Below are 21,291 nucleotides of genomic sequence, written 5' to 3'. Positions count from 1 at the left end.
ATTGAGCTCTTTAGTTTACTTGACGTAGTTTTCTTTGTTTGTCTGCCGGCAGCGGGCAATCGATAACGCTTCGCCCGGCACATCGTCTGTCACGGTTGAACCTGCAGCAACATAAGCTTTCTCTCCCACCGTTACCGGTGCAATCATATTTACGTTGCAGCCAATAAACGCGCCGTCTTCAATCGTCGTAACATACTTTTCACTACCGTCGTAATTTACTGTAATTGAACCACAGCCTAAATTGACGCCTTCACCAACCTCTGCATCCCCGAGGTAGCTTAAATGCGAAGCTTTACTGTTCGCCCCAAGTGTTGATTTTTTTAACTCAACAAAATTGCCGACTTTGGCTTGGTCACCAATCGTTGTTTCCGGACGAATGTGGGCAAACGGTCCGACACTTACCTCCGCACCGAGACGGCTGTTTTTAACGACCGACTGCTGGACCGTTGTGCCTTTTCCGATAAAACTATCAGCAATCTCACTATTCGGCCCGATCACACACTCGCCTTCAATTGTCACTTCACCGCTGATGAACGTTCCCGGATATAATGTTGTATCAGGGTGCAGCGCTGCATCAGCTGAAATGTACGTATTCTCCGGATCGATGATCGTAACGCCTTCTTTCATCCAGTGATGATTGATGCGCCGCTTCATCGCCTGCTCAGCGGCAGAGAGTGCCACCCGGTCGTTCACACCAATGGTCTCGGAGAAATCAGGCGTCTGCCAAGCAGTGACAATTTCGCCTTCGCCTTTTAAAATTTCAATGACATCCGGCAGGTAGTATTCACCTTGAACGTTGTCATTTGTCACACGCTGCAGGGCTTCAAACAGTTTTTCATTGTCAAAGCAGTACGTGCCTGTATTAATTTCTGTAAGTGCCCGCTCCTGTTCCGACGCATCTTTGTGTTCAACAATCCGGTTCACATGCCCCGTGTCCACATCACGTACAACACGGCCGTATCCATCCGGCTGATCTGCATGTGCAGTAAGTACAGTAACTTTTGCTTCTGTATTCGTGTGATGCTCAACAAGTGAAGACATCGTTTCCGCCGAAATCAGCGGCGTATCTCCACACAAGACAAGCGTCACGCCGTGCTTTCCTTCCAGCGTTTCAGCAGCCTGCTGCACCGCATGACCAGTGCCGAGCTGCTCTGCCTGCAATGCATACGTGACCCGGTCTTCTAATTGTTTTTGAACCGCTTCTGCCCCGTGACCGACAACAGTAACGATATCGTCAAATCCTGCAAGCTGCACTTGATCGACAACATGTTCGACCATCGGCTTGCCTGCAACAGGGTGAAGCACCTTGTACAAGTCCGACTTCATTCTTTTTCCTTGGCCGGCAGCTAACACCACCGCGTAACGGTTATTCATACCCAGCCTCCAACGACTAAAATGTCCATTACGAATATATCCTAAATGCGCACCCTTTTCAAGGAAAGATCCTTCTTTCAAGACATGAAAAAAGCCAACGCACCGATCCGGCCGTTGACTCTTTTACTGCGCTTTAAGAAGCACCTGCTTCTTCATACTCCAAGTTTTCACTTTCACCTTGGCGTTCATACTCACCAAGAACTGCTGTCTGAATTTTTTCGCGGGTATGCGAAGAAATCGGATGGGCAATATCACGAAACTCCCCGTCCGGTGTACGCTTGCTCGGCATTGCGACGAACAGCCCGTTATTGCCGTCAATCACGCGAATATCGTGAATAACAAACTCTGAATCTACTGTGATGGAAGCAATCGCCCGCATGCGTCCTTCTGTCTGCACCCTGCGGAGTCGAACGTCTGTAACTTCCATTATGTCACCACCTTTTCCCAAAATCTTCTCTTAGTTACTTAATTCAACGGCGGATAAAATTCTCCTGCTAAAATATAAAAATTTTTATCACCAGTAGAAGAGAAGTGGAGTCAGGTGGACATCAACAGCAGCATACAACATTCAATTTGCACATAAGATGCCATCATGCACTTCTTCTTACATAGAGAGGACCGCCTGATGACAGACAGCCCTTTGCAGAAACGGTCATATTATTCTTTCACAAGCGCGATAACTTCAACTTCAATTAATACATCTTTTGGCAGGCGGGCCACTTCTACGCAGGAACGTGCCGGCTGATGTTCGCTGAAATATTCGCCGTAAATTTCATTAATGACAGGAAAATCATTCATATCTTTAATAAACACCATCGTTTTAACAACCTGCTCAAGTGAAGAACCGGCTTCAGCTAAGATGGCTTTAACGTTCTGCATGACTTGGTGCGTCTGTTCCTCAACGCTCTCTCCTGCAAGCTCCATGTCCTTTGTGAGCGGGATTTGACCAGAGCTGTAAAACATGTTGTTTACAACGACACCTTGAACGTATGGACCAATCGCTTCAGGCGCTTCGCTTGTATAAATCGTTCTCATTCTCCTAACACCTCTTTCAGTTGGTTTACGTAATTGCCCGGCTCAACGGTGATGCGCCGGTCTTTTTCGTTCACTTCTGATAAGCGTGCAATTGAAACATAATCTTCAACAAGCCGCTCACTCACATCAGCGGCTTCAACTAACGTGGCGATCCCTGCAACTTCTGCACGGAACTCTGACAACAGGTCCACCATCCCTTTTGCTGTGCCTCCTGCTTTCATAAAGTCGTCGACAATCAAGACGTTAGCGCCTTCTTCGAGACTGCGGCGGGCAAGCGACATCGTCTGCATACGTTTTGACGAACCAGAAACATAATTGATGCTGACGACAGAACCTTCAGTGACCCGGTGATCGCGGCGGACGATACTCACCGGTACATCAAGGTATGTACCGATTGCATGAGCGAGCGGAATCCCCTTTGTAGCCACTGTCATAATCGCATCTACATCCCGGTCTTTAAATAGGGCGGCAAAGAGGCGACCGATTTGATTCATCGTGCTCGGGCGGCCAAGTATATCCATCATATATAAGTAGCCGCCTGGCAAGATCCGGCTTTCATCCTGAAGCTGGGTGCATAACTCATGAACAAATGCTTCTGCTGCAGATGCATCAACGGTCGGAATGTATTTCACACCACCGCTTGCCCCGGGCACTGTTAGCAGCTCACCAATGCCTTCTTCTTCAAATATTTCTTTCACAATCGTTAAATCCTCGCTAATCGATGACTTTGCCGATTGATACCGTTCTGAAAAATATTTTAACGACACGAGCTGATGCGGATGTTCAAGCATAAAGTTGGTCATGTCCACCAGCCGGCCGCTGCGCTTCAATTTTTTCATAATGACCTCCGAAATCCGAATGTTTAAATGGAATATACCATTTTTATACGGATTCCTTCAACCGTTCCTGTTCGTTCCTGTTATAGAAGCCGGACGGCATGAACATCCTCACAAAATCCACGCAAGGCATTGTAAACCCGATGGACACGTGACTCTTTTTCAACTAAACCAAACACTGTCGGACCACTGCCGCTCATCAGTGCAGCATCCACACCGGACTCAATCATTCGGTCTTTAATTTGACGCACCTCTGGGTAGGACGCAAGCGTCACAGATTCTAAGTCATTGCTTAACAAGCGGCACATTGCCTTGTAATCGCCACTTTCAATTGCTTCTACCATCTTGTTTGACACGGGCTCTTTTTCCGGGTTTGGCTTCATCTGCTTGTAAATGTCACCAGTTGATAAACCGACAGGCGGCTTCGCTAATACGACCCAGGCAGCAGGCGGAGCTGCGATCGGCTCTATGACTTCTCCACGGCCGGTAGCAAGTGCTGTACCGCCGTGCACACAAAATGAGACGTCTGAACCGATTTCCGAACCGAGCGCGGCCAACTTCTCAAGCGGAATGTTTAATTCCCAAAGCTCGTTCAACCCTTTTAAAACAGCAGCGGCGTCACTACTTCCGCCGGCAAGCCCTGCGGCTACCGGTATTTTTTTATCAATAAAAATTGAAGCACCGGCTGTTACATCGTATCGCTTCTGCAGCAGGCGGGCTGCTTGAATGGCGAGGTTACGATGGTCTTCCGGCAATAAGCCGGCTGATACACTGAGGCGGATTTGTGAAGACTCACTCCGCGTCAATTCCACCCGGTCGGCAAGGTCAACCTGGGTCATAACCATTGCCACTTCATGAAAGTTGTCCGGGCGTTTATGTAAAACGTCCAATGATAAATTAATTTTGGCTGGCGCCCGCAGCGAACACTTCACACGTCATTCCCCTTATCCTTACGTAAATTCATTTTTCCATTTTAGCTAAAAATCCACGGTATGTATAGTCCAGGGAGCCGCTCAGTATAAAAAAACAGCCCCGGCCGCGCAGGACGGACCGAAGCTGTTCGCATGGATACTTATCTAGGCGTGGACACTATCCGATTCATCGCACAATGCAAGCTGCACCGTCTTTGTTAGCACATCAGTGTAGCTGTAAGAGACCCGTTCAATCGAATGCTTGTCCCGGTCCAACTGAACGACAAAAACTGACGGATACGTTTCTGTTAACATGCCCGAGCGCTCCACCACTTTGCGGCGACCGCCGTTGGTTGTCAATGTAATTCGCTTACCTACATTTTCATCAAGTGAACGCTTAATATCATGTAGTGTTTTTCCCATACTACCCACCACCTCACATGATATAAGTTTACCACGCCCATTATATAAAGTCAAATAAAATTTATATTTTATCAATGAAGTAAACAATGTGTCAATTAAAAAATTTGTACATACTATCCTGCAGAACGAGAAGAGCGCCCTGTAACTGCCTGATTCAGGCTGTACAGGACGCTTTTGCGAGAAAGCCTTTTATTTTAAGTGCAGGCGGTAGTTCGGGCCGACAGCTTTTGCTGCCGGCAGCCCCCGGCGGAGCACCCCTTTTGTATCAATTCCGCCGAGACCTCCTTCACCACTTGGGGTATTGCGCAAAAGTTCATGCAGCTTCACCCGCTCCATAAAAGGGGTGAAGCTTATCCGGGCAGCGATATAAACAGGATCAAGGGCATGAATATTAATACGCTCAGGCGCACTTGCAAAGTTGGCTCCTGCCTTTAACAAATGTTCGAAATACGACTGACAAGCACCAGCAAAAATAATTAACTCATCCATTTGCGGAACGACGTTGCGCGCTGCGCGCACGGCGCGGCCGAAGTTTTTTGAGTTGCGGTACGCTTTCAAGTCATTCGTCTCTCCTTTAGCCGGCCAATACGCATCATGCCCAGTGATGACAACAATACTCGGACGGACCATCTCCAAAAGCGATGGCATTTCGTCTGCCATTTTTTCTTCAGCTGTATGCACCCCATATACCGGGATCCCAGCCCGCTCGTATACGCGCTCACAACGCTCCAAGTAATTTGCATCACCATCGATGTGCAGCACCCGGCCGGGGAGCTCAAAAAAATCCGACTCGGACTGATACCCTGAAGTGGCTTCGTATTCGCTCTGCGCCCGGATTTTACGAGCTTCCTGGCGAAACAGCCGGTAACAGTCTTCCTCTTTCTGCCGGGCTGCTTTTTTCCTTTTTCTGCGCTCTCCTTCTTCAACCTTTTCTAAATCTTCAAGCGGCGCATCGGCCGCAAGCCGCAGCTCTTCACCGAGGAGTTCTGCCTCCCCGCCGCGAATTGCGGTAACGCGGAACATAATGTCGCGTCCATATGATTTTCTGACGACTAAATCACCGGCTTCTACAGACAAGCGGGACGCCCCCTTCCTCACGGCACTATATGCCGGCCGAGCCCGGGTTGTGCGTCTAACCGAAGCACATCATTGCTGTTCTTTCTCTTCAACAGTTTCGCGGATGCGCCGTAAATGATCATTCATCTCTTCTAACCGAAAAATGATGTAAGCAAGTATAACCCCAAATATGGATCCGATCGGACCAAATATAACAAAGCCTAGTACGACACCGACAAGAAGAGGAATCGTCAACCTCATGCGCTCACCTCACTTTCTTACATTTTAAGGTCATATAACTCGTTAGAAAGACGGGCGAAGTCTTCCATCGATAAACTTTCTCCGCGCCGCGAAGGATCAATACCCGCTGCTTCGCACGCTTCGCGAAAGGCAGGCTTCTGCTCTTTTGTGACAAGAGAACCTACGAGGTTGTTCTGCAGCGTCTTGCGCCGCTGAGTAAACGAGGTACGCACCACTTGGAAAAACCACATTTCATCAATCACATCCACCGGCGGCGCCTCACGAAGTTTGAGACGAACGACCGAAGAATCAACATTCGGCTGCGGCATAAACACCGTCTTTGGTACAGTGAGAACTTCTTCAGCGTCTGCATAAAACTGCGCGGCAATACTTAACGAACCGTACGCCTTCGTACCCGGCTTTGCGGCCATGCGCTCAGCAACTTCTTTTTGCATCATAGCAACGATACACTTAATCGGCAGGCGCGCTTCAAGGAGCTGCATAAGTATTGGCGTAGTGACGTAGTAGGGCAGGTTGCCAACGACAGCCACCTCATCACAGTCTTTAAAATGCGTTTTGATCCCCCCGGCAACATCTGCTGCTAAAATATCTTCGTTGATGACTTCGACGTGTGGATACGGCGCCATCGTTTCTGCAAGCACCGGAATGAGCCGCTGATCAATTTCGTAGGCAACAACTTTTTTTGTCTCCTTAGCCAGCTGTTCCGTTAACGCCCCGATGCCAGGGCCAATTTCAATTGCCCCAGCGTCAGGGCCAAGCTCTGCTGCAGCGACAATCTTTCTTAAAATGTTTGTATCAATTAAAAAATTCTGCCCGAGGCTTTTTTTAAACGTTAGCCCGTGCTTGGCTAAGATTTCATTCGTCCGCGCCGGTGTCGCTACATCCTTCATTCGCCTTCACCCCATTCTGCATTCACTTGTGCCATCGCTTTTTCAAATTCCTCGCGCGAAATCCGGAACATGCGCAGCCTTTTCTGCAGCTGTTTTCCGTTCGCGTAACCGATGCCGAGCACTTCGCCTAACGCTTCGCGGCGGTCTTTGGCATCCGGACCAGCCAGGAGACCGTGCGCTATGAGTTCGCCTGCTTCAACCGGCGCTTCGTCAAGTTCTTCCTCAAGCTGTTCTGTGTGCACTTGGCGAAACGCTTCGCGAATCGCTTCTGGGCTTGCGTTTTCCACCCCGAGATCCCGGGCGCGAATGGCTTCGCGGCGCGGCAGAAATGCATGCTTGCAGCCGGGGATCTCATCACTTACAATGCGTCGAATGCGTTCGCCGGGCGCATCCGGATCAGTGAAAATGATGACGCCGCGTCGTTCAAATGCGAGCTCAATCTGCTGCAGCACCTCCTCAGGTACTGCTGATCCACGCGTTTCAATTGTATCGGCAATTAGAGCCCGTTGTACTGCAATCGTATCGTCTTTCCCTTCCACGACGATGCATTCTTGAATTTTCGGGCGCATGTCTGCTTCATTCACGTTACACTCCGCCTTCCTTCAAATGAGTCTACCTTACAAAAACGGCCGGCGGAGCACTCTCCGTCCAGCCGTTTTCACACATTAATCCTGCGTATGAATATGAAACAATTGGTTAGCATTGTTTGTCGTGATGCGAGCCACTTCTTCAGTGCTTACGTCTTTAATTTCAGCTAACTTTTCTGCAACGAGCGCAACGTACGCCGGCTCATTGCGTTTGCCGCGGTTTGGATGCGGCGCAAGAAACGGACAGTCTGTTTCGATGAGAAGCCGTTCAAGCGGTACAATGTCAGCCACCTGCTTTGGCAGCTTCGCATTTTTAAACGTTAACGGGCCGCCAAAGGAAATGTAAAAACCAAGGTCCAAACAGCGGCGCGCAATCGTTTCATCGCCACCGAAACAGTGCATAATGCCGCCTGCTTCTTCGGCATTGGTCTCCTCCAAAATATCAGCAATATCTTCATGCGCATCCCGGTCATGCACAATAATCGGGAGGTTGACTTCCTTCGCAAGTTCAATCTGCTGCTTAAACACCGCTTTTTGCACGTTTTTTGGTGACTTATCCCAGTAATAATCAAGCCCCATTTCACCGATCGCTACAACTTGCGGATGGCCGGCCAGTTCGCGCAGCCACTCGAGCTCTTTTTCTGTGAAGTCCACTGCATCTACAGGGTGCCAGCCGACCGCCGCATAAATATCATCATACGCTTCGGCAAGTTCAATCGCTTTTGGGATCGTTTCGTGATCAAACCCGACAACGACCATCTGCTTCACGCCGGCCTCGCGGGCACGGGCGATGGTCTCTTCCCGGTCATCATCAAATGCGTCAATGTTTAAATGTACGTGCGTATCAAAAAGCATCGCGAGCCGCCCTTTCTAGTTGACTTTCGCCCCGTTTGGTAAGTTTTGGTCAATCGTTGCAAGCGTCAGCTCATCACCTTCAGACGCCGCAAGAATCATCCCCTGTGATTTCTCGCCGCGCAGCTTCACCGGCTTTAAGTTACTAATACAGATGACTTTGCGCCCTTTTAAATCTTCAGGCGCATAATACTGCGCAATACCGGAGACAACTTGGCGTTGTTCATAACCAAGATCAAGCTGAATCTTTAACAATTTATCCGTCTTTTTCACCGGCTCTGCTTCAAGAACTTCAGCAACCCGCAAGTCTACCTTACTGAAGTCTTCGATCGCGATTTCCGGTGCTTGATCATTTTCGCGCGCTTCATCTTCTTCAGTTTTCGCCTTGCCGCCCATCTGCTCGATAATGGCTTTTGTCTCCTCTTCAATTTCAAGGCGCGGGAAGAGGGGCTTGCCTTTTTTCACAACAGTTGTACCTTCAGGAAGCTGACCGAATGTGCGCATGGAATCCCACGTTTGCAGGTGCTCTGGCACACCGAGCTGCGCCCACATGTCTGCCGGACTCTTTGTCATAAACGGCTGCAGCATGATGGAAACGTGGCGGAGCGTTTCTGCTAAGTGATACAACACGGCCCCAAGCTGTTCTGTCTCTTCTTCCTGCTTGGCAAGGAGCCACGGCTGGGTTTCATCGATATACTTGTTCGCCCGGCTGATCAGCTGCCAGATCGCTGTAAGCGCTACAGAAAATTCCATATGCTCCATGGCTTCTTCAACTTTTGTCACGGTTGCATCAACAAGCTCTACAAGCGATTCATCATACGGCGTACCATCTTTTAAATATGCTGGCAGTTCGCCGCCGCGGTACTTGTTCACCATCGCCACCGTCCGGTTTAACAAGTTACCAAGGTCATTGGCTAAGTCATAGTTCAAGCGTTCAACGAAGCTTTCCGGCGTGAAAACGCCATCTGAGCCAAACGGTACTTCACGCAGCAAATAATAGCGCACAGCGTCCAGGCCGTAACGATCAACGAGCGGGATCGGGTCTACCACATTGCCTTTAGACTTCGACATTTTGCCGTCTTTCATTAAAAGCCAGCCGTGGCCAAATACTTTTTTCGGAAGCGGAAGATCAAGCGCCATTAACATAATCGGCCAGTAAATCGTATGGAAACGGACAATTTCCTTACCAACAAGATGTACATCCGCCGGCCAGTACTTTTGATACGCCTCATCATCTTCCATGCTGTAGCCAAGCGCTGTAATATAGTTAGAGAGTGCGTCGATCCAAACGTAAACAACATGCTCCGGATCACTTTCCACCGGTACACCCCACTCAAAAGCGGTTCGTGATACGGCCAAGTCTTCAAGCCCGGGCTTAATAAAGTTATTAATCATTTCATTTTTGCGCGACTCCGGCTGAATAAACTCAGGGTTCTCCTCGTAAAATGCAAGCAGTTGATCCGCATATTTACTCAAACGGAAAAAGTAGGACTGTTCGCGCACCCACTCCACCGGATGGCCGCTGTCCGGACTTTTACCGCCGACAATTTTGCCATTTTCTTTGATCGGTTCATCAAGCTGCACTTCTGTGTAAAACGTCTCATCCGGTACGGAATACCAGCCTTCGTATTCATCAAGGTAGATGTCACCTTGTGCTTTCAGCTGCTCAAAGATTTTTTGAACGACCGTTTTATGCCGGGATTCTGTTGTCCGGATAAAGTCATCATACGAAATATCAAGCTTCGCCCATAAATGTTTAATGCTGTCGGCCATTTCATCGACAAACTCCTGCGGATGTACACCTTTTTCAGCTGCTTTACGTTCAATTTTTTGACCGTGCTCGTCCGTTCCGGTCAAATACATAACATCATAACCGCGGAGACGCTTGTAACGGGCCATAGCATCACCTGCTACTGTCGTGTAAGCGTGACCGATATGAAGCTGACCGCTCGGGTAATAAATCGGCGTTGTAATATAAAATGTGTTACGCTCTTGTTCATTCATTGCTTGTATCCTCCTTTAATTCGGCCGCGGAAAGACCCCGGCCTGCTGTCATAAAAAAAAGCCCTCCTCCCGGCAAGGGACGAGAGCTGTAACTCACGCGGTACCACCCTAATTTCTTCCTAATACAAGGAAGCTTCAGGCATCAAGTGTCTCCACTTGGATGCATGCCGGTAACGCAGGCTGCGTTCTTTCCTTATCACACTAGACTCGAAAAGAAGTTCCTCAAAAGACCATATTCCAAAAGGGCAGAGCACCGGTTCCCAGCAATCCCGGCTCTCTTTGCCTCCACAACCTTTTGTACTCATCCCATCATCGGAAGCTGCAAATATATGCTAATCTAATCCGTACATTCCTACACAAAACTATACCGCTCGGGTACAGCGCATGTCAAGTTACAGTATAGAGCGATGCAAATGGGCTGATCTGCTTTTTCACTTTCCCTTGCTGCTCAAGCCGCTCTAACTCATCTTTTAAATCATTCACTGTGTAGGACGTGCCGAGCCTTCCATTAATATCTGAAAGCTTCGCCATCAAATCCGATTCTGAAAGCGGGCTGTAGTCCCGGATCACATCTAAGAAGGCACCGTCTTCTGCCTGCTTCATTTCTTTCAGCTCATCAAACGGATTCTGGACATGCGGTGTGGTCGTATGAGCCATGCGGATCCGCGTTGGAATCGTCCGTCCGAATAAGGCAGAGGAAACGAACGCATCACCGCTTCGCAAATACGGGAGGCGCTGGCTTTCTTCTGCTGTTAAATCCGTTTCTTCCTTAATCGTCTGAATGTCTGTGCCGCGCACCGTCCGGAAGACAAACTTTGTATTCAACTGGGCGGTAATCGTTTCATCGAGCAGCGTCGGCCGCTGGGTCGCCATGATTAAAAAGGCACCGTACTTCCGGCCTTCCTGGGCAATTTCTTTCAATGTGGGTTTAGACGGCGCTTCCATCCCTTTCGGAGCAAAGTTATGCGCTTCATCAGTTGCCACGATAAATGGAGGGAAGAAGTTGGCCGCTTCCCCTTTCAGCTTCGCATCCCGGTATGTACGCCGTTTATTATACAAGGTGGAAGTCACATAACTTGCAAAGACTTGGAGAAGCCAGGATGAACCTTGAATCACCACGAGCTTGCCCGCATATAAAGCGTTCTCCACAGCCTGTATATTGTGCTGGAACAATCCGGCCTGTGCTAGACGGCCAAGCCGCCACTGAATACCTTTGACAGAGGCAGGGGGCAGACTACCGAATTGATCAAGCAGTTTCCGGTACGTATCATACCGTTCAAATTCTTCTTTTGATAAACCTTCTCCGTTCGAGGTGAGCACTGATTCCACCCGGTGTTTACCAAGCTCTAAAGCATCAGCTGTATTACTGATCCGGTCGGCAAATGAGGCATGACTGTCTTTTCGTTTATGCAGGCTTTGGACGACGTTTGCCATCGATTCAGACAGCGGGCTTGCCGCTGCGAGCAGCCGCTCAACATCGCGGGTGGAAAGGGCGGTGAAATCTACACCAACGTCCTGACCGACTTGCACAGCAGTAAACGCCTGGCTGTAATCTTTTACATCTCCGGCAGAAGGCGCTGCATCGCTGAAACTCATTTCAAAGTGCGGATCAAACACAAGGGTTGGAATATCAAGTTTCATTAACTCTTCAAGCATGACCCGCATCCCGAACGATTTTCCGGAGCCTGAACCGCCGAAAATCCCAATGTGTGGGTACTGCTGCATAGATTGAATATCATATAAAAGCGGCGCCCCGTGCTGCGGTCGGACTTCGCCATGTTCTAGAACTTCAAGCAGTCCATCAAATGCTTCCGGCAATGTATGATGCATATGATCTGTACTTCGGATCTCACCAAGCACAAGCCCGCTGTCTGCCTCACCACGGATCAGTAAATGCTTCACTTCGTCAAACACCGGCGGGCGCACACCTGCCCCGGTTTGAATCGGGTGGACCGCTTCTTCAAACAAGCGGAGCTTGGCTAAATGAATATCATCTGCACCGATATCGTAGCCAATCTGCTCAAGTGCCTGCCGCAATCCTTGATCCATCATTCCCTGCTCAAAACCCATCGGAATGAAACGGTTATATGAAAACGTCTCGACAACTTCACCCATCGGAGAAGCGACAGTTTCGTCTTCAATGAGAAAAATTTCATTAATCCGGAATTTCCGGTCCTTTGATGCGATATACACTTCCTGCTGGGTCGTTACTCCGACAATCTGCATGTGCTCGGCCTCCTTTTAATGATTAAAAAATGCGATCTTCACGTTTCGCCCGAAAAAAACGGTACCGAAAATCCGGGGAGATGTACTGTTCGACAAGGGTTTCTACCATTTGATTGGTAATGCGCACATTTTTATCAACAAGGTCGAGCGGAAGCGGAATCCCGCGGCTCTCTTGCGGCGTGAAAGAATACACAATATCCATAATCGCCGGCAGCTGTTCTGCCTGTTCCTTTAAAATGTCCACCCCGGTAATCGCCGGATCACTGCTTGCCCGCATCCACACCGTTTCAAGCTCTTCTTTCTGCTGCGCTTCTGCTAAGTACAGCCACTCTGAAGGTTTTAATACACCAAACAAAATATCTTTATCATACGTTAAGCCGGCGGCGTGCGGTGCAATCGGCGGCCAGTCCGCTAAATAACGCGTGCCGACTTCTTCACTGACCCCGATTAAATAAACTCCCTGTGCTAAAGCTGTTTCACGCAGGGCCGCCCAGGACTCACTTGCTTCAATCCGGTAGTGCATAAGCGAGCCATCCATCATCACAAGCCCTGGCTTCTCTTCGACAATCATGCGCCGGGCCGTTTCAAGCTCAAGTGATGCCATCCGTGTCGAACGCGCGGTTTTCCATTCTTCTTCGTCGTCTTCCTCAATTAGCGGGATATAAATATCCGAGCTTTCGTACTGCCTCCGGTTCATCATCATAGCAAGTGCTTGAAAAAAATAAATGACGTGCGGCGGCTCTGCGCCGGCTTGATTGACAGAACCATCTACCGCACCAAGACCCCGGTCATTCAGCCAGTTATTAATATCTTCACCCGGCCAGGCTTTCATTGCGTGAAGCCGGACTCCGCCGGATTCAAACGTTGCACGTACACTTTGGATACGCTCATGCCACTGTCCATGCGAAGCCTGCAGCTTTTCATCCATATACTCAAGCTTATCTTTTAGTTCCTGCGAAATTTCCAGCAACATCTTCACCTCCTTGGTATTTTCATTGCCACAAACCGCGGTGACACAGAGTTTGTTTGAATTTGACGATTTTTGTCGAAAAAAGTTTAAGAAACTATGAAAAAAAGATTGACTTGTTTTGGAAGGATTGGTATTCTTAGTGTACAGAAAAATTTTGTCGAAACATGACAAATAAAAAATTAACGCACAGAAAAAAAGAGGAGGATTTTACATGAAATCTACTGGTATTGTAAGAAAAGTTGACGAACTCGGCCGCGTGGTTATCCCAATTGAGCTGCGCCGCACTTTGGACATTGCGGAGAAAGACGCGTTGGAAATTTACGTTGATCACGACCGCATCGTTCTTAAAAAGTACAAGCCTAACATGACTTGCCAGGTTACCGGCGAAGTTTCTGATGACAACATCTCTCTTGCAGAGGGCAAAATTGTCCTAAGCCCGGAAGGTGCAGAAGAAGTCATCGCGAACCTGCAAAGCTACGTAAATCAAAATAAAACAACTTCTTAATTGTAACGATATCATAAAGCAGGCTGTGACACACAGCCTGCTTTTTTTGATTACGACTGATGATAAGCATTGTAAACGTCTCGCTTAGGCACCCCGCGGGCGGCGGCGGCACTTTTCACAGCCATTTTCGGTGTTTCTCCGGCATCCACTAACGCTTGCACATGCGCCTCATACGTTAAGCCATTCCACCAAGCTTCGGCCCGTTCTGCTTCAGCAACTTCTTCTGGGTCAGCACCTTCTACGATAAAGCAGATCTCTCCCTTGACCTCTCCTGCTGCTGTCTCCGCTGCTTCTGCGACCGTCCCCCGCCAAAACTCTTCATAACGCTTTGTTAGTTCCCGGGCAACGACGATACGGCGCTTCGGCCAAACATCTTTCATTCCTGCCAAGGTCTGCTTCAGCCGGTGCGGAGCTTCGTAAAAAACGAGCGGTGCCTCTAGTTTCTCCAACGTCTGTAAGACAGCGGTTAATTCTTTCTTTTTCCGCGGCAGAAATCCGTGAAAATAAAAAGAACCACCACCAAATCCTGATGCGGCAAAAGCTGTCACCGCCGCATTCGCCCCCGGCAGTGGAATAACCGGAAAACCTTCTTCGTGCAGGCGGCGGACGAGGAGCGCTCCAGGGTCAGAAACAAGCGGTGTGCCGGCATCACTTACAAGTGCCGCCGTTTCATGAGCTTTTAGCCTTTCAATCACCCGCTCTGTTTTCTCCATTTCATTATGCTCATGCAAACTTTCAAGCGGTGTGTCGATTTGATACGCCTGGGTTAACTTTTTCGTCTGTCGTGTATCCTCACAAAAAATGATATCTGCTTTCTGCAGCACCTGCACCGCACGATACGTCATATCTTCTAGGTTACCGATCGGGGTTGGCACAAGATACATTGCACCGCTTCTGTCATTTGTAAAGCTCGCTACCCGTTCCATACACGCCCTCACTTTCTGCAATCAACTGTGCTTTTTGTCGCTTCGTTTTTTGTTTCAGCATATATTCAGCCTGCATCGCTTCCTGCTTGGTGCGGTAAGCTTTCGTATAAACAAGCTTGAGTGGCCGGCGTGCGCGGGTATACTTCGCACCGCGCCCGGATTCATGCACGGCAAGCCGGCGGCTGGGGTTGGTTGTATAACCGGTATAGTAGCTCCCGTCTCTACATTCGACAATGTACACAAAATGATTACGCTCAACCATATTGCGCTAAAAACTCCTTCGTATAAGTACGTGCTTCATCAAATACGGTAAGCGGTGGTTCTACACTTAAGCCTGCACCACCGTTTTTCATCATCTCAAGCAGCATCAAATTTGCCTCTTTGCCCGGTGCCGGATGGATGAGCTGTAACCTTTTCGGCTCCAAACGATGGCGTGCGCATGTTTGGATGACTTCAGCCAAGCGCTCCGGACGATAACAGAGGGAAAACTTACCGCGGTCACGGAGCAGCTGCCCGGCTGTATGAGCGATGTCTTCAAGCGTGCTGTAATATTCGTGTCTCGCCGCTCGCAAATGCGGATTTTCGTTTTGTAACTCTTTTTGTGACGACCGAAAATACGGCGGGTTGGAGGTGACAACATCGAAACGCCCCCGGCCGTAAACCTCTGGTGCTTTTCGCAAGTCACCTTCGTCAATTTTAATTTGCGATGTGCACGCATTAAGTTCCACACTCCGCCGTGCCATATCAGCAAGGCGCGGTTGAATCTCAAGACCTGTAATGGAGACGGCACTGCGCGATGATAAAACGAGCGGCACCACACCATTACCGGTACCCAAGTCCATCATTTCGCCGCGCGTTTTTGCTACTGACGTAAAGCGTGCTAACAACACCGAGTCAATTGAGAAAGAGAATACAGATGAACTTTGAATAATGGAGAGTTCATCATTGATTCGATCAATACGTTCATCTTTTTCAAGCGGCGGCGTTTCTTTGTTCATAGTTTTTTCCTCCTTGACTCCCGGCGTTAAACCGGATCGCGTACAAAAACGGAGCTGTCCGTTTCATAGGACAACTCCGGTTATACTTTAAGCCTGCTGTAAAAACGATAAGCAAAACAAGCAGTCACCCTCTGAACGTAAACTCCCGTAATGAAGGTTACAAATATGAAAGCCTTCTTGATAAAGCCGCGCAAGGTTGTCATATCCTTCACCCGGGCGTGCTTTTAACGGGCTGCCTGCCGTTGATTCAGCGCTCGACTTTCCTGTTTCGTCATGTTCTTTGGCCGGCTCGAGCCGTTCGCGTAAATGCTGGTTTTCAAGCACTAGTGCCTGGTTCTCCTCAATCAAGAGCGCCAGCTGCTCTTTTAACTGACCAAGCTCATCGTGCAGGCTGCCGATACGCTCCTCCATATGAATGACTTGTGTGAAAAGCTCCTTTTTCTCCACGGTTCGTCCCACCTTGTACGGGCTAAAAGATTAAGTTGTGAAACTGCCTGCTTCATCAAGAAGCTCTTCAAGGGAAAACTCAACCACACGTAAAGGATCAAACAGCTCCACCTGCACGAGGCGTTCAAGCATATTCAGTCCAGTAACTTTCCCAGGCCCTTCCGGCGTTTCAATGCGCTCGCCGACATCCGGGAGCTCTTTTTTCGCCTCTTCATATTCGTCATTCTCATACTTCAAGCAGCACATGAGCCGCCCGCACAAACCTGAGATTTTGGCTGGGTTCAATGAAAGGTTTTGATCTTTTGCCATTTTGATGGAGACAGGTTCAAAATCGCCGAGAAATGTTGAGCAGCAAAGCGTCCGTCCGCACGGGCCAATCCCGCCAAGCATTTTGGCTTCATCACGCACCCCGATTTGTCGGAGTTCAATGCGCGTCTTGAACACAGAGGCCAAATCTTTCACGAGATTACGAAAATCAATCCGGCCTTCTGCTGTAAAGTAAAAGAGTACCTTGTTCCGGTCGAAAGTGTACTCTGCCTCAACAAGATTCATCTCAAGGTTATGTTCATGAATTTTTTCCTGACACGTGCTGTATGCCTGGGCAGCAAGCTCTCGGTTTTCTCGAATTGTGCGGTGGTCTTCTTCTGTTGCCTGCCGGATGACCTGCTTTAAAGGCAGGACAACATCGTCTTCATCAACTTCACGGCCTGAAATGACGACTTTGCCGTATTCAATGCCCCTAGAGGTTTCGACAACGACCCAATCTCCTTCAGCGAGTGTAAATTCACCCGGAGAAAAGTAATATATTTTTCCGGCTTTTTTAAACCGGACACCTACAACGAGATGCAAGGTTAAAATCCCTCCTGTAAACGAAGCAACAGCCGCTCCATCAGTAACTGGGAGTTAACATTGGCTGCCAGCTGCCGCTTGGCATCCAATATAGCTTCCAGCTGCCGCGAGACTTTTTCCTCTGAAGTGTGCAGTGCTTCTTCATGCAGACGTTCCACCTCATCCGGATAAGCCAGCGATAATCGCTTCAGCTTCGTATATAAAACATCCCGATACCAATAAAGCAGCAAATCAAGTCCTATTTGCTGTTCTTTGCGGTCTTGAAAATGGGGAAGCCATTTTTCCTGCAACGTTAAAAGTACTTGCTGTGGGCGCTTTTGCACCTCTTCGGTCAATTGTACCACTACTGTTTTTGCTTGTACAATCCACGCGCCAGGCTCTTCTTGTGCTTCAACCGTTGCCCGGTCGGCAATGCGCGCCAATAGCGCAGCTTGTCCATTTGTATAACCTTGTTCTTTCAACTCTTCTGCCCGCTCATCTTCTGGAAGCGGGGCAAACGTAACGACCTGCGCCCGAGATACAATGGTATCTAGTAGAAAATGGAGGTTTTCAGTTAGCAGAATTGCCAACGTTTCTCCCTCAGGCTCCTCCAGAAATTTCAATAAGCTGTTGCCGGCACTTGCAGTCATGCGGTGCGCTTCATGAATGAGATAAACTTTTTTCGCCGATTCCATCCCTTTATACGTAAACTCTTTTTGCAGCATTTCAACCTGGCCCTTTTTGATTGAAGCCCCTTCAGGCTCGATCGTTAAAAGGTCCGGGTGGCTTCCGGATAAAACACGGCGGCAGTCACTGCACTCGCCGCATGGATGGACAGTTGTACGCTCTTCGCATAAAAAAGCCTGCCCAAGCAGCCGGGCAGCTGCCTCTTTTGGTACCCCGGCTTCGCCTTCAAATATGTATGCATGAGGGAGGCGCTCCTTCTGCAATCCCCCCTGAAGCACCCGGACCGCCGCCGGCTGACGTTTTAAAAGCTCATTCCAATTCATGATGACCCCGCCTCTGTTTAAAACTGCTCAAACCGTTCAACCGGAAGGATAAACACTGTCGCACCACCCACCTGCACCTCAACTGGGTAAGGCACATATGCGTCTGCATTTCCGCCCATAGGAGAGACCGGTGCTACAAGCTGCTCCCGGCTTTCGCAATTATTTTTAATAATCTCAAGGACTCGATCTACATCTTCATCGTTTACACCGATTAAAAACGTTGTATTCCCCGAGCGTAAAAATCCGCCTGTACTTGCGAGTTTTGTAGCCCGAAATTCTTGATCCACTAACGCATTCGACAATCGGTGGCTATCTTTATCCTGCACGACGGCAACGATCATTTTCATGACGGATCACTCCTTCCGTAGACTTCAGACGGAAACCGGCTGAAGCTTGCTTACTTTTATTGTACGACGAACGACACAAAAGTGGAACCGCTTGAATGTTGATTTACCCAAGCTTGATGATTCCTCTTATAGTTCTGGCGCTTTTTGAAACAATAATGAAGCTGCATTTTCCCGTAAAGCTGCCGGGCTTTGTGAAGCATCGACAGTGACAATCCGTTCAGCTGACATTTGCTGCAGCTTATGATAGCCTTCGCGCACAGCGCGGTGAAAATTTAAACTTTCCTGGTCCAGCCGGTTAAACTCCCTGGCATCATTTTGATTGACCCGCGCGAGACCTTCTTCCGGTAAAATATCAAAATACAGCGTCACATCCGGCATCCAGCCGGCGATCGCAAAGTGGTTAATCGCTTCAACTTCTGCCATGCCGATCCCCCGGGCATACCCTTGATAAGCGAGACTGCTGTCAATAAAGCGATCACACAATACAACCGCTCCCCGCGCCAGTGCCGGTATGATTTTTTCCATCAAATGCTGCCGCCTGGCTGCAGCATACAAAAGGGCTTCAGTCCGCGGATCCATCTCTGTATGATCCGGTTCTAAAATTAAACTGCGAATCTCTTCTGCAATCCGGATACCTCCAGGCTCACGGGTATGTATAACTTCGTGGCCACGCGTTTCAAGCATGTCGCGAACGTATGTAATCGCTGTCGACTTACCAGCACCTTCTCCACCTTCAAAGGTAATAAATGTCCCTTTACGTTCCATGTTGTTTTCAACCTTTCTCTTCTTCACGATATATCAATATACAATCTGCGTCTAGTGCCGTTCCCCCTTGTAAATGCCCTCCTGCCTGCTTCCATGAACGCACAAACTTTAACTGCTCCATCGTGCATCTTTCACCTTGCATGATAACTGGAATCCCTGGAGGATAAGGCACAATCGTTTCGGCAGCAACAGCTTCATCTGCTTGCGATAGTGGAACTTCCACTATACTACTTTGGCGCATTTGTGCAAAAGTATAAGCAAGTGAAGTCATTTTCGGAAATACTGGTGCACTCGGAATCAGCTTGTCCATCTCGCTCTGCTCAGTATTTTTCACAGCTTTAGTAACTGCTGAAATGATACGATCGGCTTTGTCTTTATCGATTTTTAAAGGCAGTGTCAACAGTACAAGCTGCGGATCAGATAGCTCTACATACAAACCTTGTTCCTCAAGCGCTTGCTGAAAAGCCCAGCCTGTTGTTTGATCAGGAGGGCTTAAGACGACTTTCAATGGGTCATATGACGCTTCTTTTGGAACAATGATGCCCGTTCCCTCGATCGCGTTTAAACGATGACGCACCTGTTTAATAAATTTAAACAATGTTAACTCAATCATTTGCTGCTCGTGTAAGTACCCACGTGCACCATCAAGTGAAGCCATTATTAAGTACGATGGACTGCTCGACTGCATTAAACGCAGGGACTCTCGTAACGTCTCACTTTTTACAGATGCACTCATCACATGTACATAAGCTCCCATCGTGAGGGCCGGCAGCGTTTTATGAGCCGACTGCACGACAATGTCAGCACCAGCTTCTACAGCTGAACACGGGAAAGAGGTAAGCGGAGCAAGATGAGCCCCATGCGCTTCATCTACGATCACTTTTTTTCCGTTTCCGTGGGCAGTAGCTACAATTCGTTTTAAATCTGCTACTGCACCATAATAAGAAGGACTTGTGATGATTACACCAGCTGCGCCCGGCCACTCGTGGAAAGCTTGTTTCAATGTTTCAGGTAACAAACCAAGCGAAAAGCCTGTTTCTTTTTCAAAAGCCGGAGCTACAAATATAGGCTCAACCCCTGAAAGAACGAGCGCATCTAAAATAGAACGGTGACAATCCCTTTGTACAATCACTTGGTCACCAGGAGAAAATAGCGTATACAGCGCGGCACAGTTGCCGGCACTTGACCCTCCAACCACAAAAAAAGAAGCTTGTGTGCCATACAACTCACTTAATGCACGTTCAGCTTCTGCAATAGCACCTTCAGGGGCATGTAAATCATCAAGCCCGGAGATTTCCGTAACATCCCAAGGTCCTGTCGCCTCATAAAAGGAGCGCATCGCTTCCGGAAAAACGTCTCCGTTTTTATGCCCGGGTACATGACCTGAAAGCGGCGATTTCTGCCGGTGTCTCTCAAGCACTTCCCATAGAGGATACTTTACGGAATCAAATTTATAACTCAAAGCCATCCCTCTTCTCCAAAGATTTAAGAGGCTGCAAATTCTTATATTTATTTTAACATGTTTACACCCCGGCTCATATTTAGAACTACAAGCAGGTTGATAATCAACGGCTCCCCTGTTTGATGAACAAGTTGAGCCGAAAAAAAAGCCCTCCGGCTGTATAGCCGGAGGGCTGGTCTGCTTGGCGACGTCCTACGCTCACAAAGGGTTGCCCCTTCATTACCATCGGCGCTGAAGAACTTAACTTCCGTGTTCGGCATGGGAACGGGTGTGACCTCTTCGCCGTCATCACCAAGCTGATTGAGCGTCATTCGCTCAAAACTGGATAACCGACAACTGCTTCCACAATGATCTGCGTCTTGGTTCGTAAATGTGTCTATAGGATAAGCCCTCGATCGATTAGTATCGGTCAGCTCCATGTGTCGCCACACGTCCACTTCCGACCTATCAACCTCGTCATCTTCGAGGGATCTTACTCACTTAACGTGATGGGAAATTTCATCTCGAGGGGGGCTTCATGCTTAGATGCTTTCAGCACTTATCCCGGCCGCACGTAGCTACCCAGCGATGCTCCTGGC

24 protein-coding genes and 2 rRNA genes are annotated in these 21,291 nt (G+C 48.7%); 1 reads left to right on the top strand and 25 read right to left on the bottom strand.

The features are described 5' to 3' along the window. Positions 1-15: 15 nt before the first annotated feature. From glmU to B0H94_RS13660, 14 genes are all read right to left on the bottom strand, one after another. Positions 16-1,374, bottom strand: a complete 1,359-nt coding sequence (glmU, locus tag B0H94_RS13720; RefSeq protein WP_106589834.1) for a bifunctional UDP-N-acetylglucosamine diphosphorylase/glucosamine-1-phosphate N-acetyltransferase GlmU — start codon at positions 1,372-1,374, stop codon at positions 16-18. Between the two features lie 133 nt (positions 1,375-1,507). Next, a complete protein-coding gene (gene spoVG / locus B0H94_RS13715) occupies positions 1,508-1,801 on the bottom strand; it encodes a septation regulator SpoVG (RefSeq protein ID WP_106589833.1) in 294 nt (97 codons plus the stop codon). Between the two features lie 230 nt (positions 1,802-2,031). Further along, positions 2,032-2,409, bottom strand: coding sequence for a RidA family protein (locus tag B0H94_RS13710; protein WP_106589832.1), 378 nt, complete (start codon positions 2,407-2,409; stop codon positions 2,032-2,034). Further along, positions 2,406-3,248, bottom strand: coding sequence for a pur operon repressor (gene purR / locus B0H94_RS13705; protein ID WP_106589831.1), 843 nt, complete (start codon positions 3,246-3,248; stop codon positions 2,406-2,408). The genes B0H94_RS13710 and purR overlap by 4 nt, the downstream gene beginning before the upstream one ends. Before the next feature lie 80 nt (positions 3,249-3,328). Next, positions 3,329-4,177 carry a 4-(cytidine 5'-diphospho)-2-C-methyl-D-erythritol kinase gene (gene ispE / locus B0H94_RS13700; RefSeq protein ID WP_106589830.1) on the bottom strand — a complete coding sequence of 283 codons (849 nt, stop codon included), beginning with the start codon at positions 4,175-4,177 and terminating at the stop codon, positions 3,329-3,331. A 144-nt stretch (positions 4,178-4,321) separates the two neighbouring features. Then, complete coding sequence (gene veg, locus B0H94_RS13695; protein WP_106589829.1) at positions 4,322-4,579, bottom strand: biofilm formation stimulator Veg; 258 nt, start codon at positions 4,577-4,579, stop codon at positions 4,322-4,324. A gap of 189 nt (positions 4,580-4,768) precedes the next feature. Then, positions 4,769-5,656 carry a sporulation peptidase YabG gene (gene yabG, locus B0H94_RS13690; RefSeq protein ID WP_106589828.1) on the bottom strand — a complete coding sequence of 296 codons (888 nt, stop codon included), beginning with the start codon at positions 5,654-5,656 and terminating at the stop codon, positions 4,769-4,771. A 69-nt stretch (positions 5,657-5,725) separates the two neighbouring features. Then, positions 5,726-5,896 carry a hypothetical protein gene (locus B0H94_RS15285; RefSeq protein WP_181315421.1) on the bottom strand — a complete coding sequence of 57 codons (171 nt, stop codon included), beginning with the start codon at positions 5,894-5,896 and terminating at the stop codon, positions 5,726-5,728. 17 nt (positions 5,897-5,913) lie between these two features. Further along, positions 5,914-6,786 (bottom strand): 16S rRNA (adenine(1518)-N(6)/adenine(1519)-N(6))-dimethyltransferase RsmA, encoded by an 873-nt coding sequence (gene rsmA, locus B0H94_RS13685; RefSeq protein ID WP_106589827.1) that lies wholly within the window; start codon positions 6,784-6,786, stop codon positions 5,914-5,916. Next, positions 6,783-7,355 carry a ribonuclease M5 gene (gene rnmV, locus B0H94_RS13680; protein ID WP_106589862.1) on the bottom strand — a complete coding sequence of 191 codons (573 nt, stop codon included), beginning with the start codon at positions 7,353-7,355 and terminating at the stop codon, positions 6,783-6,785. Before rnmV ends, rsmA begins: the two co-directional genes overlap by 4 nt. A 96-nt stretch (positions 7,356-7,451) precedes the next feature. Continuing rightward, a complete protein-coding gene (locus B0H94_RS13675) occupies positions 7,452-8,228 on the bottom strand; it encodes a TatD family hydrolase (protein WP_106589826.1) in 777 nt (258 codons plus the stop codon). A 15-nt stretch (positions 8,229-8,243) separates the two neighbouring features. Beyond that, positions 8,244-10,229 (bottom strand): methionine--tRNA ligase, encoded by a 1,986-nt coding sequence (metG, locus tag B0H94_RS13670; protein ID WP_106589825.1) that lies wholly within the window; start codon positions 10,227-10,229, stop codon positions 8,244-8,246. Positions 10,230-10,616: 387 nt separating this feature from the next. Then, a complete protein-coding gene (locus B0H94_RS13665; RefSeq protein ID WP_106589824.1) occupies positions 10,617-12,455 on the bottom strand; it encodes an ATP-binding protein in 1,839 nt (612 codons plus the stop codon). A 22-nt stretch (positions 12,456-12,477) separates the two neighbouring features. Then, positions 12,478-13,428: a DNA double-strand break repair nuclease NurA gene (locus B0H94_RS13660; RefSeq protein ID WP_106589823.1), complete on the bottom strand. Its 951-nt coding sequence runs from the start codon at positions 13,426-13,428 to the stop codon at positions 12,478-12,480. A 208-nt stretch (positions 13,429-13,636) separates the two neighbouring features. Here B0H94_RS13660 and abrB point away from each other — a divergent pair, with 208 nt between their 5' ends. Further along, the gene (abrB, locus tag B0H94_RS13655) at positions 13,637-13,930 is read left to right on the top strand and encodes a transition state genes transcriptional regulator AbrB (RefSeq protein WP_106589822.1); all 294 of its coding nucleotides are present in this window, start codon (positions 13,637-13,639) and stop codon (positions 13,928-13,930) included. A 50-nt stretch (positions 13,931-13,980) separates the two neighbouring features. On the opposite strand, the gene rsmI is transcribed toward abrB, so the two are convergent. The 11 genes from rsmI to B0H94_RS13600 all read right to left on the bottom strand — a co-directional run. Next, positions 13,981-14,856, bottom strand: a complete 876-nt coding sequence (gene rsmI / locus B0H94_RS13650; protein WP_106589821.1) for a 16S rRNA (cytidine(1402)-2'-O)-methyltransferase — start codon at positions 14,854-14,856, stop codon at positions 13,981-13,983. After that, the gene (locus B0H94_RS13645) at positions 14,828-15,118 is read right to left on the bottom strand and encodes a GIY-YIG nuclease family protein (protein ID WP_106589820.1); all 291 of its coding nucleotides are present in this window, start codon (positions 15,116-15,118) and stop codon (positions 14,828-14,830) included. The genes rsmI and B0H94_RS13645 overlap by 29 nt, the downstream gene beginning before the upstream one ends. Next, positions 15,111-15,854 (bottom strand): tRNA1(Val) (adenine(37)-N6)-methyltransferase, encoded by a 744-nt coding sequence (locus B0H94_RS13640; protein WP_106589819.1) that lies wholly within the window; start codon positions 15,852-15,854, stop codon positions 15,111-15,113. The genes B0H94_RS13645 and B0H94_RS13640 overlap by 8 nt, the downstream gene beginning before the upstream one ends. A gap of 87 nt (positions 15,855-15,941) precedes the next feature. Beyond that, positions 15,942-16,301, bottom strand: a complete 360-nt coding sequence (gene yabA / locus B0H94_RS13635; RefSeq protein ID WP_106589818.1) for a DNA replication initiation control protein YabA — start codon at positions 16,299-16,301, stop codon at positions 15,942-15,944. A gap of 30 nt (positions 16,302-16,331) precedes the next feature. Next, positions 16,332-17,150 (bottom strand): PSP1 domain-containing protein, encoded by an 819-nt coding sequence (locus B0H94_RS13630; RefSeq protein WP_106589817.1) that lies wholly within the window; start codon positions 17,148-17,150, stop codon positions 16,332-16,334. Positions 17,151-17,152: 2 nt separating this feature from the next. Further along, positions 17,153-18,139, bottom strand: coding sequence for a DNA polymerase III subunit delta' (gene holB, locus B0H94_RS13625; protein WP_106589816.1), 987 nt, complete (start codon positions 18,137-18,139; stop codon positions 17,153-17,155). Positions 18,140-18,156: 17 nt separating this feature from the next. Then, on the bottom strand, positions 18,157-18,486 hold the full coding sequence (locus tag B0H94_RS13620) for a cyclic-di-AMP receptor (protein ID WP_106589815.1): 330 nt from the start codon (positions 18,484-18,486) through the stop codon (positions 18,157-18,159). 126 nt (positions 18,487-18,612) lie between these two features. Then, positions 18,613-19,251, bottom strand: coding sequence for a dTMP kinase (tmk, locus tag B0H94_RS13615; protein WP_106589814.1), 639 nt, complete (start codon positions 19,249-19,251; stop codon positions 18,613-18,615). A gap of 7 nt (positions 19,252-19,258) precedes the next feature. Further along, positions 19,259-20,713 carry an aminotransferase class I/II-fold pyridoxal phosphate-dependent enzyme gene (locus tag B0H94_RS13610; RefSeq protein ID WP_181315420.1) on the bottom strand — a complete coding sequence of 485 codons (1,455 nt, stop codon included), beginning with the start codon at positions 20,711-20,713 and terminating at the stop codon, positions 19,259-19,261. A gap of 179 nt (positions 20,714-20,892) precedes the next feature. After that, positions 20,893-21,009 (bottom strand): 5S ribosomal RNA (gene rrf / locus B0H94_RS13605). Positions 21,010-21,092: 83 nt separating this feature from the next. Continuing rightward, positions 21,093-21,291, bottom strand: a 23S ribosomal RNA gene (locus B0H94_RS13600); the annotation flags it as partial.

Origin of the sequence: Salsuginibacillus halophilus (assembly GCF_003014715.1) — a bacterium.
Classification (GTDB): Bacteria; Bacillota; Bacilli; order Bacillales; family Marinococcaceae; genus Salsuginibacillus; species Salsuginibacillus halophilus.
Note: the sequence above shows the minus strand (reverse complement) of the source record. Positions and strands in the feature narration are given on the sequence as shown.